Source organism: Pseudoalteromonas sp. J2K-J979 (assembly GCF_058169715.2).
Genome location: NZ_CM200281.1, coordinates 3,317,463 through 3,332,500 on the forward strand (window position 1 = coordinate 3,317,463; position 15,038 = coordinate 3,332,500).

Below are 15,038 nucleotides of genomic sequence, written 5' to 3' on the forward strand. Positions count from 1 at the left end.
GGAAAGATCAACTAATTAATAACAACTTCTTGTTTTATTTCATTTGTGAGGTTTAGTACGCGCTCTAACTTAAGTAGCACGACCATTTTTTCTCCAACATTAACTAAGCCATGAACAAATTCTGCATTGTCACTGCGGTTAATATCGGGTACATCCGTTGCTTGCTCTTCCGCTATGCTATAAACATCTGATACCGCATCTACTACTAAACCCATAATTTTAGCTCCCTGCGCAAGCTCTACTTTAACTACGATGACGACAGTTAAAGGTCCGTAGTCAGCGACTTTTAAACCAAATCGTAATCGCAAGTCGATAATAGGCACTATAGTCCCTCTTAAGTTAATCGCGCCTTTTACATAACAAGGAGAATTCGGAATGGCGGTAATTTCTTCCCAGCCTCTTATTTCTTGTACAGTTAAGATATCCACACCATATTCTTCTTCATCCATAATGAAAGTTAGAAACTGACGAATTGACGTATCTTCTTTTGATAATGCATCCGACTCTAAAGTAGAATCATCCATTTAATGCGCCTCCACACCATCAATCACTAATTCTTGTCTTCCTGCTTTTTTTAATCCAGCAAGCTTAATAAGGCCTGTAATATCAACAATCAGTGAGACTCGCCCATCACCCAAGATAGTCGCACCAGATACTCCTTCAACTTTTTGATAGTTAGCTTCTAAACTTTTTATAACAACTTGTTGCTGAGCTAAAAGATCATCGACTAACAAACCTACTTTTTGGTTATCACTTTCAACAACAACAAGTAACCCTTTTTCTAAGTCTTCGATGGCACCACGGTGATTGAAAATTTGATGGAGACGTAAAATAGGGACGTATTCATCACGAAGTCTGAGTACATCTAATCCCCCCCCGACACTATTCACTTTTTTGATATCAACTTGCAGAGATTCAACAATAGAAATTAGCGGTATGATATAAGTATGCTGCCCAACCGTGACTAACTGACCATCCAAAATAGCTAATGTTAGCGGTAAGCGGATAGTGAATGTTGAACCGACCCCTTGCTCTGAAGTGACTTCGATCGATCCATTTAAAGCTTGAATATTCCTTCGAACGACATCCATCCCTACACCGCGCCCTGAAATATCACTTACTTCATCAGCTGTTGAAAAACCAGGCATAAAAATAAGCTCATTTATTTTGTCATCACTAAGCTCATCAGTTTCTGAAATTAGGCCATTTTGGAGGGCTTTACTGCGGATTTTGTGGGTATTTAAGCCATTACCATCATCCATGATTTCGATAACAATGTTGCCACCTTGATGAAAAGCATTCAGGGTGACCTTACCTACAGGATCTTTTCCTGCCTCTTCTCGCACATCTGGTTTTTCTAAACCATGGTCTAGAGAATTCCTAACTAAGTGAACCATTGGGTCAGAAATTTTCTCCATCACTGTTTTATCTAATTCAGTTTGCTCGCCAAGCAATTTAAGCTCAACTTGCTTACCTAATTTTTGCGATGTGTCCCTTACTAGTCTTGGGAATCGGCTAAAAACAAAACTAATTGGAAGCATTCGGATCCGCATAACACTCTCTTGCAGATCGCGAGTATTATGTGCAAGCTGCGCTAATCCTTCTTGAAGGGCCATCAACTTATGATCTGTCATCTCACCTTCACCAAGCTGAGTTAGCATGGCTTGTGTAATCACTAACTCACCAACCATATTGATCAAGGAGTCAACTTTATCAATACTGACTCGAATTGATGTAGATTCAGCTGTTTTTGCGACAGGCTTAGCTATTTCAACTTCGGCCTTAACTTCTTTTTTGCCTTCGGTTTTTTTCGTTGGCTGTGACTTTCCTTCTGGAACTGATGCTACAGGTACCTCGACCTGATCATCATCTTCAAACAACCCACCACATACCGTAATAGAAATTTCTGCATCATCTTCAACCCACTCAAACACTTCCTTTATTCTACTTTCCGATTCTGTCGTTTCTAAATAAAAAGTCCACGCGAGATAACAATCATCAGGCTGCATATCATGAATATCAAAAATACCATCGAGATTTGCTTTTACTTCAAGCTGACCCAGTTCTGATAGTTCACTAATCATAAATAAAGGCTCGTTTCCTGTTTTAAACAGGTGGTGAAGTGGTTTAAATATGATCTCAAAAGTGTCTAGTGATGAAGGCCCGCCTTGAGCTTGTTGCAAAAGCACTGAAGGTGCGGCAGACTGAGCTGAGGGTTGCTCATTATTAAGTATACTTTCAAACTCCTGCCTTAAAGCAATAGATTGAGATAAATCAGGTTCTTGCTCAGCTTGCAGAGCAGATAAAAGTAAGCGAAGGCAGTCTACAGACTGTAAAAGTAGGTTCACATGTTCCGGTTCAAGTGCACGCCGGCCATCGCGGATCTGATCTAATAAAGTTTCAAGAACATGTGTAAAATCAGCAACTGAAGAAAATCCAAACGTACCACTGCCACCTTTAATAGAGTGAGCAGCTCTAAAAATAGTATTGATAGTTTCTGAGTCTAGATCTCCGGGCTGTAAATTTAACAGCTCTGATTCCATGCTATCTAACCCTTCAAAGCTTTCTTCAAAAAAAACTTCAAAAAATTGGCTGAGATCGATACTCATAACATCTCCTTGTTAACGAATAACTTTCTTAATAACCGCCAATAACTGCTCTGGGTTAAATGGTTTGACAATCCAACCTGTGGCGCCAGCGGCTTTACCCTCTGTCTTTTTGTCTAAACCTGATTCTGTCGTCAGCATTAACATCGGGGTAAATTTATATTCAGGTAAACCTCTTAACTCTCTGATCAAAGTGATGCCATCCATAATCGGCATATTGACGTCTGAAATAATCGCATCAAATGAGTTTTGCTTAGCAATCGCTAAAGCTTCACTGCCATCTTTAGCCTCTGTAACATCAAAGCCTGCTTTTTTTAACGTAAAGCCAACCATCTGACGCATTGACGCAGAATCATCGACTGCCAAGATTTTTTTCATATCGACCTCATTTATACGTGTTCAAGTGATAAAAACTCATTTACCCCTAGGGTCTTAGCTGAGGATAGTAACGCTTTACTATTACCATGCCATTGAATGTGATGATCTGTGGAGTGCAAATGTTTTTGAAGAGCGCATAACATTTGTATTGAAGCAGTGTCAGCTTGAGTAACCTTGCTGATATCTAAAACAATATCACCACCATCATTCAACAAGCCAATTATTGATTGATAGAAAGTACTGATATTGTTAATCACAAGCTCTTCTGGCAACTGATACATATATGTTCAATCCTTGGATATCATCTAATAAAAAGCTTAGCCGCAGTTAACCGATTTGCCACATTTAGGCATGCTTTTTTTAATTTAATTAGAAGATTAGCTTTGAAGAGGAACAAAAAACCCAGTTAGAAATAAACTTTCCTAACTGGGTAACAAGCAGTGAAATCGGTTAATTTATTTTACTATGTGTTTAAAGTCAGTAATTAGAGAAGCTGTATTAATGGTGGGGATCTCACCGGCTTTGAATTCAGGTTTAAAAATAGCTTTTAATTTCCCTTCTGGCGAAACTAACGCTATGGAAGCACTATGATCAACGCTGTAATTTGTTAAATTTTCATCTGCCATCGCATACATTAAACCGAGATCTCTAACGAAGGGGAAAAGAGCTTTATGCTCCGCAGTCGCACCAATAAATTCAGGATCAAAATAATCGGTATATTGGCGCAACTTTTCTGCTGTATCTCTAGCTGGATCAACCGATATTAACCAAACTTTAATGTCATATTCACCTTGAAGTGACGACTTTACATATTTTAGTTTTGAAAGCGTCATCGGGCAGATATCTGGGCAGCTTGTGTAACCAAGAAACAATAAATTCCACCCGCCTAAAAACGCATCATTACTAATTTCTTCTTTATTTTTATTTATCAAAATAAAAGGTTTAAGCGTTCGTGGTTGCTCATAGACCAACGCATCTGTTTTGATCTCATCTTCTTTACAACCCAAAAGAAAAAGCAATAAGGTTAGAATTAAAACAATTTTTTTCATTAAAGGAACCATTTATCTAAAAATAAACCTATAAATAATAACATCAATTGCACAATTGAATATTTAAATAAATTCATTGCAGTCCCTTGATTAGCAAACCATTTCAATTGGATGGCCTTGAGGATAAACACCCCATTTAACATAATGGAGATAACCAGATATAGCCAACCTGACATACCGATTAAATATGGAATAACGCAAACCACACTAAGTAGGATTGAGTATAATAGTACACATGTTTTGCAAAAATCGATCCCATGAGTAACAGGAAGCATGGGGATATTAGCCCTTGCATAATCATCTTTGCGATGGATAGCTAACGCCCAAAAATGCGGAGGAGTCCAAGTAAAAATAATCATTACAAGTAACCAAGGTTCTGCTGCTAGTTGGCCAGTCTCAGACACCCAACCTAGTAACGGTGGCATCGCTCCTGCCAACCCACCGATTACGATATTTTGTGGTGTCGCTCGCTTTAAAAACATTGTATAAACAAAAGCATACCCTACTAAAGCCAATAAAGTTAAAACAGCAGCTAATACGTTTGAGAAAATACATAAAGCGAAAAATCCAACAGTGCCTATTAAGATAGAAAATAACACTGCATGTACTTCTGATATTCGCCCTTTAACTAAAGGTCTATGGCGAGTCCTAGCCATTTCGCTATCAATCCCACTATCAACAACATGATTGATAACAGCGGCACTACTAGCGAGTAAGCCAATACCAAATAAACTCATAAATTGTTGAAAAAGTGTTCTTTTAGAGATTAATTCTGGCGCCAGAGCTATTCCTACGAGCGCTGTTAAAACCAATAATGCAACGACTTTAATTTTACAAAGCACCAAATAATCTTTTGCTAAATCAATAACTTGATAGATGTTTGTTTTTACTTTTTCACTATACGATATTGCAGCCATCAAATATCCCCTTCTAACAACGTGACTTAACGTAATAACACAGACGAACAACACTTAAGAGCAAAAAAGCAGCCATAATATTATGCGCCAATGCAATTGAGATTGGGAATTGCCACATAATTAATAAAACCCCCAAAGATAATTGGGCGCTCAATGCAATCAGAACGGTTAAAACACAATCCTTTATTTTCCTTGAGTAACAATTTCGCCATAACTGAAACAACGTTAATAAAATCACAACACTTGTAATTACAGCCCAAATTCTGTGCAGAAAATGAATTGACATCCGACTATCTGCCGATAGAACACCATATTCATAAGTACTTTGCGCCAACGGTAAGTGAAAGACATCAAAAAATGAAAAACGCACCAAGGTATCGGGACCACATAATGGGAAATCAGCACAATGAGGAGCAGCATAATTAGCAGCCAGCCAACCTCCTAAAGCGATTTGTATAATCAACACCCAGAGAGCAATTATGCACATGCTTCCAAATCGCTTCGCTCCTGCATCGCCGCCCGGTATAGATTGACTAGTTATTCGCAGATAAAGCAAACCTGTCAGGCTGAAAATAGCAAACCCACCAAGTAAATGCCCCATAACAATTAATGGCTGTAATTGCATCGTGACGGTCAGCATCCCAAGCGTAGCCTGAAATATTACAAGTAAGACCAAAAAAATAGGCAAACGCAGCGGTGTAAGTTCTTTTTTATTAATGTGCGCGGCCCAAATAGCAATAGCCAAAATAAAAAGCCCTAATGCACCCGCAAAATAACGATGAATCATCTCTTTCCATGCTTTTGCCGTTTCAATTACCATCCCTGGGAAATTTTCAGCCACGATGTCAGCATGAATTTCATGGTGTGGAACGCTCAAAAATCCATAACACCCAGGCCAATCTGGGCAGCCTAACCCTGCGTCACTCAAACGAGTATATGCACCTAAGCCAACAACGCAGATTGAAAATAAACAGCAAATCAACACTAATTTTTTATATTTTTTTATCATGTTAATGATCCCTATTTAACTACTTCGCGCAAACTTCAATAACTTCTTAATATCTGTCAGTAACCCTTTAAATACGACTTCTTCACCACTGCCACTCGATAGTGGGTACTCCAAAACAATTAACCCCATATGGTCAACCAAGTAAATTGAGCCTTCACTTAAATTACGGAATGGTGCTTGAACTACCTCAACTTTATTAGTTATTGTTTGTTCATTACTTAAGAGAACTACACCTACATACTCATTATGCTTTCCTAATGCTAGATGAACTTTATTAACTGAATCAACCACCAATGAGCACTGCTCTTGGCATCCTTCTGGCGCCATGACGGCAATAGACCAAAGTTTCCTTTCTGGAACTTGCCAATCACTTATTATGATATTTTCTTTAACTAGCACACCATTATTGACTGTTGACTGAGGGATCCAATTACTTTGTAGAAATAAAAAAGCACTGATAATTGGGGTGATAAAACAAATACAGAATAAATAAACCACCACTTTTTTACTCATGTCTGTCCCTTACTTTTGATGCAAACACAAAAACTATTATTGCCGCTATACCAATTAAACCCCATTGCAATGCATAAGCTTTATGCTTTTGTGGAGTCATCACTACAGGCTTATAATGTGGCTTAATGTTAAGAATTGACTCTTCAGCGTATGCCATAAATGGTAATAAGAGTTCGCTCGATTGTTTTGCCAGTTTATCAAGATCAATATATTGAATTCTTTTTGGCCAATACAGTGATATTTCTTGCTCATGCGCCAGATAAAAACCAGCGAGATCTCCTTGTTTAATTTGAACTCTGATGCTGATATCTGTATCGGGAAGCTCTACAGACGGTAAGGAATTTCGATTAAAATCAGTAGGGATCCACCCCAAATTTACTAGCAGTTTTTTAGGTTCATTCGCTATTTCTATCATAGCCAAAACGTCATATCCCACCTGACCATTGAGTACCCGATTATCTAACAACCAATATTTATTCTGAGTTAAAGAGCCCTTCAGATGAACAATGAGCCCTGTTTTATTCCAATCTGCAGGCATCAACTGAATAGCTTCCCACTTCAACTCCCCTAAACTTGCCTTATCTGCTAGGTAATTCAATGTCAGTTGCTTTTCGGATGCGCGATAATATTGCCACCTAGCAAGTCCACCACAAGATAAGGCTATTAATAAAGTGATTAATAGTGCTATAAATGAGAAGTGAAATGACTGATGAAGCAATCTTATATCCATAAACACCTTTGGAAAGCCCATGGTAATCAAGCTAATTATTATTTTGTTATTATTGTTTATTCTATTTAGTCTTTTTAAAGCACTGCTAATAATGATACGCGCCGATCCAAAAGCACCTTCAATGTCCAAATACCTAGGTCGGCGTGTATTTACATCTGTTTTAATTTTAGTCGGTATTTTAGCCGCGATATCTTTGGGTTGGATAAGCCCTAATCAAAATCCATTTATAAAACATAAACAAACACAAACAGACATAACCACACTACGTCCACAAAATGCCAATACCAAGCCGCAGCTTGGAAAGCAAAATGGTTCTCGCAAGTGAAGTGCCCCTTATAAATACGTAATAACACAATAAATAAAATGAGCGTACCTAGAGTTACATGCAAGCCATGAAAGCCTGTCAATAAAAAGAAGGTATTTCCATAAATACCCGCATCAAGAGTCAGCCCTAAGTCTTGATATGCATGAACATATTCTTCTATTTGTAAGCCTAAAAAAATCACACCTAATACAACCGTTAGAGCTAAAAAAAGTTTTAATTGAGTGCGATTGTCTTTTTCTAAAGCTTGATGAGCAAAATGAATCGTTATTGATGAAGTTAGTAAGATAATGGTATTTATCAATGGTAAACCTGTCCATGGCATTGCCTGAGTTGTCTCGCCTGCTGGCGTTGTCACTAAAGGCCAAACAGCCTCAAAAGTCGGCCAAAGTAGTTCATGGGTCATTGCATTATTACTGGCCCCACCCAACCAAGGGACTGACAATACTCGGGCGTAAAATAAAGCCCCAAAAAATGCAGCAAAAAACATCACCTCAGAAAAAATAAACCAACTCATACCTTGTCGGAAAGAGCGATCCATCTGTTTCGAATAAAGCCCAGAAGCAGACTCATCAATCACATTTTTAAACCAACCGTATAGCATGTAAATGATGGTCGCTATACCTACATATAGCAGATACTGAGTTAACCCTGACGCTTCTTCTTTTGTCGAATTGATGACCGTACTCGCTGCACCAAGCGCGATAAAAAACATCCCAACTGCACCGACTATCGGCCAATGGCTTTGTGATGGGACGTAATATGTTTCATATTCTGGTTTCATTCACAGTCTCCTTAGTTGAGGCAGTTACTGCTTGCTGAATTTGCTCGCTGATATCAAAAACAGTATAGGATAAAGTTATTTCTTCAAACTTGTGTGGTAACGCTGTATCAACATAAAACATAAGTGGAAGCTCCGCCATTTCACCTGCTGATAAGGGCTGTTGATTAAAACAAAAACACTCAATTTTATGGAGGTATTTAGCTGCTAAGCCTGGGGAGACTGATGGAACCGCCTGTAAAACACGATCTGTATCACTAATATTTTTAGCCTTAAATACAACCTTATGCATCGCTCCTGGTTGGACTGTAATTCGCTGAGTTTCAGCTGATACTTTAAATGGAGCAGAACCCTGAATATGAGTAATAAAGCCCACATCAACTAACCGTTTATTATCAATCTCCGCGCTTTGCTCTGCCTCTTCTAAAGACGGTTTGCCATTCAATCCAGTAATGTCACAAAACACGTCATATAGAGGGACGAGAGCAAATGCAAACGCAAACATTCCCGCACATGTAATCAGCAGCTTAAATAACAATTTATTATGTAAAGAAGCCATTATTTTATAACCGGAGGTTTATCAAACGTATGATACGGAGCTGGTGAAGGCACTTCCCATTCGAGTCCATGCGCACCCTCCCATACTCTCGCAGTCGCTTTTTCTCCCCCTTTAATACACTTAATCACAACCCATACAAACAGTAGCTGCGATAGACCAAAAGCAAAACCACCAATACTGATGATTGCATTAAAATCAGCAAATTGAAGAGCGTAATCAGGAATACGTCTTGGCATACCAGCTAGACCAACAAAGTGCATAGGAAAGAAAAGTACATTAACACTTATAAGTGAGAGCCAAAAATGCGCTTGTGCCCACCCTTGGTGATACATGTTGCCTGTCCATTTTGGCAGCCAATAATACGCAGCTGCCATGATAGAAAAAACAGCACCAGTTACGAGAACGTAATGGAAATGCGCAACAACAAAATAAGTATCATGATATTGAAAATCTGCAGGGGTGATTGCCAGCATCAAACCTGAAAACCCTCCTATTGTGAATAGCACAATAAAAGCGATACTAAACAACATCGGGATTTCGAAACTAATTGAACCACGCCACATAGTGGCGACCCAGTTAAAGACCTTAACACCTGTAGGTACCGATATCAGCATCGTGCTATACATAAAAAATAGCTCTCCAGCTAAAGGCATCCCCGTGGTAAACATATGGTGAGCCCATACAATGAAAGATAAAAACGCAATTGAGGCAGTTGCATAGACCATTGAAGCGTAGCCAAACAAAGGTTTACGAGAAAAAGTAGGAACAATGGAAGAGATAATACCAAAAGCGGGCAAAATCATAATATACACTTCTGGATGACCGAAAAACCAAAAGATATGTTGAAACATGACTGGGTCGCCGCCACCCATAGCATTAAAGAAGCTAGTCCCAAAATATTTATCCGTGAGAACCATTGTTACTGCTCCTGCTAAAACAGGCATCACAGCAATTAATAAAAAAGCAGTGATCAACCAAGTCCACACAAACAATGGTAATTTCATCCACGTCATGCCTGGAGCGCGCAAATTTACAATCGTCACAATGACATTAATCGCCCCCATGATAGAACTAATCCCCATAATGTGAACAGCAAACACAAAAAATGCTGTACTATCATTGCTATACGTTGTAGATAGAGGTGCGTAAAAGGTCCAACCGAAATTAGGTCCACCACCTTCCATAAAAAGTGACATGAGTAAAATAGAAAATGCAAAAGGGAGTATCCAGAAACTCCAGTTATTCATTCTAGGAAGCGCCATATCTGGTGCGCCAATCATCATTGGGATCATCCAATTTGCCAACCCCGTAAAAGCAGGCATCACAGCGCCAAAAACCATAATGAGTCCATGTACTGTTGTCATTTGGTTAAAAAAATCAGGTTCAACCAACTGTAATCCAGGCTGAAATAGTTCAGCTCGGATAACCATAGCCATCGCACCGCCGACTAAAAACATAACCAAAGAAAAGATAAGGTACAATGAGCCAATATCTTTGTGGTTTGTTGTAAATAGCCAACGCTTTATTCCACTTGGGGTAGCGTGAGAATCCGAATGTTCATGAGTAAGCGCGGTCATATTATTATTCTTCCTTCATTCTATTCTTTACGTCACTTGGCTGAACAAGATCCCCAGTATTATTTCCCCAGGCATTTCGCTCATAGGTAATAACGGCTGCAAGCTGTTTTAAAGAAAGTTGTTTTACGTAGGCTTGCATAGCCGTACCTGGTTTACCATGCAAAACTATGTCGATATGATCAATGATATCGCCCTTTGCTATAGGACTATCCTTGAGCGCAGGGAATACGCCACCTAGACCTAAACCGGTAACCTGATGACATGCTGCACAACTTGCGATATAAACTTGCTCGCCCAATGTCATTAACTCCTCTTCTGATAATGTCTGGTCTAATAGCTTCAGATCAGCTTGAGCTGCTTGCGCATTTTCTTTTTTCGCATTGTTAAGCCAAGAGTCAAAAGCATCTGGCTCGACGGCTTCGACCACCACTGGCATAAAGCCATGATCTTTCCCACAAAGTTCAGCACATTGACCTCTGTATATTCCAGGCTCGTTTACTCTAGTCCATGCTTCATTTATAAAACCTGGATTCGCATCTTTTTTAACAGCAAAATCAGGGACCCACCATGAGTGGATAACATCATCAGAAGTCATCAAAAAACGAACTTTGCGATTAGTTGGGATAACCAGTGGTTTATCGACTTCAAGTAAATAATTTTCAGTTTTAGTTATATGGTTATTAATTTGGTCTTGTGGTGTAGATAAAATGGAGTAAAAACTTAAGTCATGTTCGATATACTCATAGTGCCATTTCCACTGTGACCCCGTTATCTTGATGGTAATGTCAGCCTTAGATGTATCTTCCATCGCAATAAGGGTTTTCGTCGCAGGAATAGCCATTAAGATTAGAATCAAAAATGGAATGGCGGTCCATAATATTTCAACTTTGGTGCTTTCATGAAACTGTGAAGCAGTCACACCTTTAGACTTACGATGATTGAATAAGGCCCAAAACATAATAGAGAAGACAATAACTCCTATCACACAACAAATTATAAAAATTGTCATATGTAGGTTATAAACATTCTCGCTGATGTCAGTTACACCTGTAGTCATATTGTATTTGCTTTGTGCAAAAACATTAGACGATGTAACAAACATAACGAGCAAGGACATAAAGACCTTACCCATAACACACTCCTTTAGTGAAGAAATTTAAGCACGCCAAATTATTTCTTCATTATTATTATTAACTAGAATCCAATAGATGATTTTTCAATCAGCTGTAGTTGAAAACTAGTCAAGGATGGAGTGTTAAGCAAGAAAGGGGGTGAGAAATATAGCAATAAAAAATAAAGTGCGACAAGCGCACTAAAATAAATACAATTAAATCAGATTGTTAAATATAAATCGAAACAAAAATAACATTAACATCTTTTTTACATCCAATCAGCATTACGAATAACGCCAACCGCAAGCCCTTCAATATCAAGAGCTTCTTCAGACAAATCAACAATTATCGGATTGAACTCTTCGTTTTCAGCATGAAGGTAAACTTTTTTGCCCTTTTGCTCAAAACGCTTGACCGTCACATCCTCGCCGACACGAGCAACAACAACTTGGCCATTTAGTGCAACAGCACATCGATGAACGGCTAACAAATCACCATCCATAATACCAATATCTTTCATGCTCATCCCATCGACTCTTAACAAGAAGTCTGCGGCTGGTTTAAATAACATCGGATCAACTTGGTAATGACTTTCTACATGTTCTTGAGCCAAAATAGGTTCACCAGCAGCAACTTTACCAATTAGTGGTAAACCAAGTTGTTCAGGCTCATCATCTTCGACCAACCTTAAACCTCGACTTGCACCAGGCACCATTTCGATAAAGCCTTTTTTTGCAAGGGCTTTGAGGTGTTCCTCTGCTGCATTTGCACTTTTAAAGCCTAGCGTATTAGCTATTTCAGCGCGTGTAGGAGGCATGCCTGTATCTTTAATAAATACCTTTATTAGCTCTAGTATTTGAGCCTGACGTTTTGTAAGTGGACGCATACACTGGATTTCCATACAGTAAAGATAACTGTAATTATATACAGGGTAAATGAAAGCGCAATATATTATCGACTTTCTCAAACAGATAGTTAAAATAAAAACTCAGACAGCAAAAAGCCCGACTCATTGAGTCGGGCTTTTCTTAATAGGAGCCTGGCGATGTCCTACTCTCACATGGGTAATCCCACACTACCATCGGCGCTGTTTCGTTTCACTACTGAGTTCGGAATGGAGTCAGGTGGGTCCAAAACGCTATTGTCACCAAGCAAAATTTTGCCGCTTTACCGCTTTCGCCGTAAAACTAAATTCGGAAGGCTGATTTTAAAATTGTCTACTTCAGTCTATCTAACTTCTTGCTTATTTATCAGTGCTTCATACAAACCACTTTGGCGTTGTATGGTTAAGCCTCACGGGTAATTAGTATAGGTTAGCTTAACGCCTCGCAGCGCTTCCACATCCTACCTATCAACGTTGTAGTCTCCAACGGCCCTTTAGTGGAGTTAAACTCCAAGTGAGAACTCATCTCGAGGCTCGCTTCGCGCTTAGATGCTTTCAGCGCTTATCGATTCCGAACGTAGCTACCGGGCAGTGCCATTGGCATGACAACCCGAACACCAGCGGTTCGTCCACTCCGGTCCTCTCGTACTAGGAGCAGCCCCTCTCAATTCTCAAACGCCCACGGCAGATAGGGACCGAACTGTCTCACGACGTTCTAAACCCAGCTCGCGTACCACTTTAAATGGCGAACAGCCATACCCTTGGGACCGACTTCAGCCCCAGGATGTGATGAGCCGACATCGAGGTGCCAAACACCGCCGTCGATATGAACTCTTGGGCGGTATCAGCCTGTTATCCCCGGAGTACCTTTTATCCGTTGAGCGATGGCCCTTCCATTCAGAACCACCGGATCACTATGACCTACTTTCGTACCTGCTCGACTTGTCCGTCTCGCAGTTAAGCTTGCTTCTACCATTACACTAACCGTACGATGTCCGACCGTACTTAGCAAACCTTCGTGCTCCTCCGTTACTCTTTGGGAGGAGACCGCCCCAGTCAAACTACCCACCAGGCACTGTCCGCAACCCCGATTAGGGGCCTACGTTAGAACATCAAAACTACAAGGGTGGTATTTCAAGGACGACTCCACAACAACTAGCGTCGCTGCTTCAAAGTCTCCCACCTATCCTACACATGTAGGTTCAATGTTCAGTGCCAAGCTGTAGTAAAGGTTCACGGGGTCTTTCCGTCTAGCCGCGGGTACACAGCATCTTCACTGCGATTTCAATTTCACTGAGTCTCGGGTGGAGACAGCGTGGCCATGGTTACACCATTCGTGCAGGTCGGAACTTACCCGACAAGGAATTTCGCTACCTTAGGACCGTTATAGTTACGGCCGCCGTTTACCGGGGCTTCGATCAAGAGCTTCTCCGAAGATAACCCCATCAATTAACCTTCCGGCACCGGGCAGGTGTCACACCGTATACGTCATCTTTCGATTTTGCACAGTGCTGTGTTTTTAATAAACAGTCCCAGCCACCTGGTTACTGTGACTGCCAACAGCTTAAGGAGCAAGTCCTATCACCGTCAGCAGCGTACCTTCTCCCGAAGTTACGGTACTATTTTGCCTAGTTCCTTCACCCGAGTTCTCTCAAGCGCCTTAGTATTCTCTACCTGACCACCTGTGTCGGTTTGGGGTACGATTCAGCATGAACTGAAGCTTAGAGGATTTTCCTGGAAGTATGGCATCAACAACTTCACTACCGTAGTAGCTCGTCTCGTATCTCAGTCTTAAGAACCCGGATTTGCCTAAGTTCTCAACCTACTTACTTTCACATGGACAACCAACGCCATGCTTGCCTAGCCTGCTCCGTCTCCCCATCGCATTCATGCCGAGTACGGGAATATTAACCCGTTTCCCATCGACTACGCGTTTCCGCCTCGCCTTAGGGGTCGACTCACCCTACCCTGATTAACATGGGATAGGAACCCTTGGTCTTCCGGCGTGCGGGTTTTTCACCCGCATTATCGTTACTCATGTCAGCATTCGCACTTCTGATACCTCCAGCAAACCTCCCGGTTCACCTTCAACGGCTTACAGAACGCTCCCCTACCCCGCATACATAAGTACGCAGCCGCAGCTTCGGTGGTATGTTTAGCCCCGTTACATCTTCCGCGCAGACCGACTCGACCAGTGAGCTATTACGCTTTCTTTAAAGGATGGCTGCTTCTAAGCCAACCTCCTGGCTGTCTGGGCCTTTCCACATCGTTTCCCACTTAACATACACTTTGGGACCTTAGCTGGCGGTCTGGGTTGTTTCCCTCTTCACGACGGACGTTAGCACCCGCCGTGTGTCTCCCGGATAGTACTTTACGGTATTCGGAGTTTGCAAAGGGTTGGTAAGTCGGGATGACCCCCTAGCCTTAACAGTGCTCTACCCCCGTAAGTATTCGTCCGAGGCTCTACCTAAATAGATTTCGGGGAGAACCAGCTATCTCCCGGTTTGATTAGCCTTTCACTCCTAGCCACAAGTCATCCCCTAACTTTTCAACGTTAGTGGGTTCGGTCCTCCAGTTGATGTTACTCAACCTTCAACCTGCC

The 15,038-nt window shown here is 40.8% G+C and carries 15 protein-coding genes and 2 rRNA genes (1 of these 17 only partly in view); 1 reads left to right on the forward strand and 16 read right to left on the reverse strand.

Annotated elements, in window-relative coordinates; all coding sequences use genetic code 11:
* Positions 1-11: 11 nt before the first annotated feature.
* From AC3KVK_RS15155 to AC3KVK_RS15195, 9 genes are all read right to left on the reverse strand, one after another.
* Positions 12-524 carry a chemotaxis protein CheW gene (locus tag AC3KVK_RS15155; protein ID WP_490313478.1) on the reverse strand — a complete coding sequence of 171 codons (513 nt, stop codon included), beginning with the start codon at positions 522-524 and terminating at the stop codon, positions 12-14.
* The gene (locus AC3KVK_RS15160; RefSeq protein WP_490313479.1) at positions 525-2,609 is read right to left on the reverse strand and encodes a chemotaxis protein CheA; all 2,085 of its coding nucleotides are present in this window, start codon (positions 2,607-2,609) and stop codon (positions 525-527) included.
* A gap of 12 nt (positions 2,610-2,621) precedes the next feature.
* Entirely contained in the window at positions 2,622-2,984 is a 363-nt protein-coding gene (locus tag AC3KVK_RS15165) for a response regulator (RefSeq protein ID WP_086743116.1), read from the reverse strand.
* A gap of 11 nt (positions 2,985-2,995) precedes the next feature.
* Positions 2,996-3,265 carry an STAS domain-containing protein gene (locus AC3KVK_RS15170; RefSeq protein ID WP_490313480.1) on the reverse strand — a complete coding sequence of 90 codons (270 nt, stop codon included), beginning with the start codon at positions 3,263-3,265 and terminating at the stop codon, positions 2,996-2,998.
* Between the two features lie 174 nt (positions 3,266-3,439).
* Positions 3,440-4,033, reverse strand: coding sequence for an SCO family protein (locus AC3KVK_RS15175; RefSeq protein ID WP_490313481.1), 594 nt, complete (start codon positions 4,031-4,033; stop codon positions 3,440-3,442).
* Positions 4,033-4,950 carry a heme o synthase gene (gene cyoE / locus AC3KVK_RS15180; RefSeq protein ID WP_490313492.1) on the reverse strand — a complete coding sequence of 306 codons (918 nt, stop codon included), beginning with the start codon at positions 4,948-4,950 and terminating at the stop codon, positions 4,033-4,035. Before cyoE ends, AC3KVK_RS15175 begins: the two co-directional genes overlap by 1 nt.
* A 13-nt stretch (positions 4,951-4,963) precedes the next feature.
* Positions 4,964-5,959 carry a COX15/CtaA family protein gene (locus tag AC3KVK_RS15185; protein WP_490313482.1) on the reverse strand — a complete coding sequence of 332 codons (996 nt, stop codon included), beginning with the start codon at positions 5,957-5,959 and terminating at the stop codon, positions 4,964-4,966.
* Positions 5,960-5,974: 15 nt separating this feature from the next.
* A complete protein-coding gene (locus AC3KVK_RS15190; RefSeq protein ID WP_490313483.1) occupies positions 5,975-6,472 on the reverse strand; it encodes a redox-active disulfide-containing membrane protein in 498 nt (165 codons plus the stop codon).
* Positions 6,465-7,331: an SURF1 family protein gene (locus AC3KVK_RS15195; protein ID WP_490313484.1), complete on the reverse strand. Its 867-nt coding sequence runs from the start codon at positions 7,329-7,331 to the stop codon at positions 6,465-6,467. Before AC3KVK_RS15195 ends, AC3KVK_RS15190 begins: the two co-directional genes overlap by 8 nt.
* Between AC3KVK_RS15195 and AC3KVK_RS15200 the strand changes: the two genes are divergently transcribed.
* Positions 7,222-7,527 (forward strand): DUF2909 domain-containing protein, encoded by a 306-nt coding sequence (locus tag AC3KVK_RS15200; RefSeq protein ID WP_490313485.1) that lies wholly within the window; start codon positions 7,222-7,224, stop codon positions 7,525-7,527. The two genes, AC3KVK_RS15195 and AC3KVK_RS15200, sit on opposite strands and share 110 nt — an antisense overlap.
* Here the strand turns inward: AC3KVK_RS15200 and AC3KVK_RS15205 are convergent.
* From AC3KVK_RS15205 to AC3KVK_RS15235, 7 genes are all read right to left on the reverse strand, one after another.
* Positions 7,427-8,308: a cytochrome c oxidase subunit 3 gene (locus AC3KVK_RS15205; RefSeq protein ID WP_490313486.1), complete on the reverse strand. Its 882-nt coding sequence runs from the start codon at positions 8,306-8,308 to the stop codon at positions 7,427-7,429. The genes AC3KVK_RS15200 and AC3KVK_RS15205 overlap by 101 nt on opposite strands.
* Positions 8,292-8,864 carry a cytochrome c oxidase assembly protein gene (locus AC3KVK_RS15210; RefSeq protein WP_490313487.1) on the reverse strand — a complete coding sequence of 191 codons (573 nt, stop codon included), beginning with the start codon at positions 8,862-8,864 and terminating at the stop codon, positions 8,292-8,294. Before AC3KVK_RS15210 ends, AC3KVK_RS15205 begins: the two co-directional genes overlap by 17 nt.
* On the reverse strand, positions 8,864-10,441 hold the full coding sequence (gene ctaD / locus AC3KVK_RS15215; RefSeq protein WP_490313488.1) for a cytochrome c oxidase subunit I: 1,578 nt from the start codon (positions 10,439-10,441) through the stop codon (positions 8,864-8,866). Before ctaD ends, AC3KVK_RS15210 begins: the two co-directional genes overlap by 1 nt.
* A 4-nt stretch (positions 10,442-10,445) precedes the next feature.
* Entirely contained in the window at positions 10,446-11,573 is a 1,128-nt protein-coding gene (gene coxB / locus AC3KVK_RS15220; RefSeq protein ID WP_490313489.1) for a cytochrome c oxidase subunit II, read from the reverse strand.
* A 248-nt stretch (positions 11,574-11,821) separates the two neighbouring features.
* A complete protein-coding gene (gene lexA, locus AC3KVK_RS15225; protein ID WP_490313490.1) occupies positions 11,822-12,439 on the reverse strand; it encodes a transcriptional repressor LexA in 618 nt (205 codons plus the stop codon).
* A 151-nt stretch (positions 12,440-12,590) separates the two neighbouring features.
* A 5S ribosomal RNA gene (gene rrf / locus AC3KVK_RS15230) occupies positions 12,591-12,705 on the reverse strand.
* A gap of 130 nt (positions 12,706-12,835) precedes the next feature.
* Positions 12,836-15,038, reverse strand: a 23S ribosomal RNA gene (locus tag AC3KVK_RS15235); it runs 681 nt beyond the window's last position.

Bases quoted from the DNA above. Each gene is read 5' to 3' on its own strand.
- AC3KVK_RS15160 (WP_490313479.1), bottom strand. From the start codon at position 2,609: ATGAGTATCGATCTCAGCCAATTTTTTGAAGTTTTTTTTGAAGAAAGC.
- AC3KVK_RS15200 (WP_490313485.1), top strand. From the start codon at position 7,222: ATGGTAATCAAGCTAATTATTATTTTGTTATTATTGTTTATTCTATTT.
- AC3KVK_RS15155 (WP_490313478.1), bottom strand. From the start codon at position 524: ATGGATGATTCTACTTTAGAGTCGGATGCATTATCAAAAGAAGATACG.
- coxB (WP_490313489.1), bottom strand. From the start codon at position 11,573: ATGGGTAAGGTCTTTATGTCCTTGCTCGTTATGTTTGTTACATCGTCT.
- AC3KVK_RS15190 (WP_490313483.1), bottom strand. From the start codon at position 6,472: ATGAGTAAAAAAGTGGTGGTTTATTTATTCTGTATTTGTTTTATCACC.
- AC3KVK_RS15175 (WP_490313481.1), bottom strand. From the start codon at position 4,033: ATGAAAAAAATTGTTTTAATTCTAACCTTATTGCTTTTTCTTTTGGGT.
- AC3KVK_RS15165 (WP_086743116.1), bottom strand. From the start codon at position 2,984: ATGAAAAAAATCTTGGCAGTCGATGATTCTGCGTCAATGCGTCAGATG.
- ctaD (WP_490313488.1), bottom strand. From the start codon at position 10,441: ATGACCGCGCTTACTCATGAACATTCGGATTCTCACGCTACCCCAAGT.
- AC3KVK_RS15185 (WP_490313482.1), bottom strand. From the start codon at position 5,959: ATGATAAAAAAATATAAAAAATTAGTGTTGATTTGCTGTTTATTTTCA.
- AC3KVK_RS15205 (WP_490313486.1), bottom strand. From the start codon at position 8,308: ATGAAACCAGAATATGAAACATATTACGTCCCATCACAAAGCCATTGG.
- lexA (WP_490313490.1), bottom strand. From the start codon at position 12,439: ATGCGTCCACTTACAAAACGTCAGGCTCAAATACTAGAGCTAATAAAG.
- cyoE (WP_490313492.1), bottom strand. From the start codon at position 4,950: ATGGCTGCAATATCGTATAGTGAAAAAGTAAAAACAAACATCTATCAA.
- AC3KVK_RS15170 (WP_490313480.1), bottom strand. From the start codon at position 3,265: ATGTATCAGTTGCCAGAAGAGCTTGTGATTAACAATATCAGTACTTTC.
- AC3KVK_RS15210 (WP_490313487.1), bottom strand. From the start codon at position 8,864: ATGGCTTCTTTACATAATAAATTGTTATTTAAGCTGCTGATTACATGT.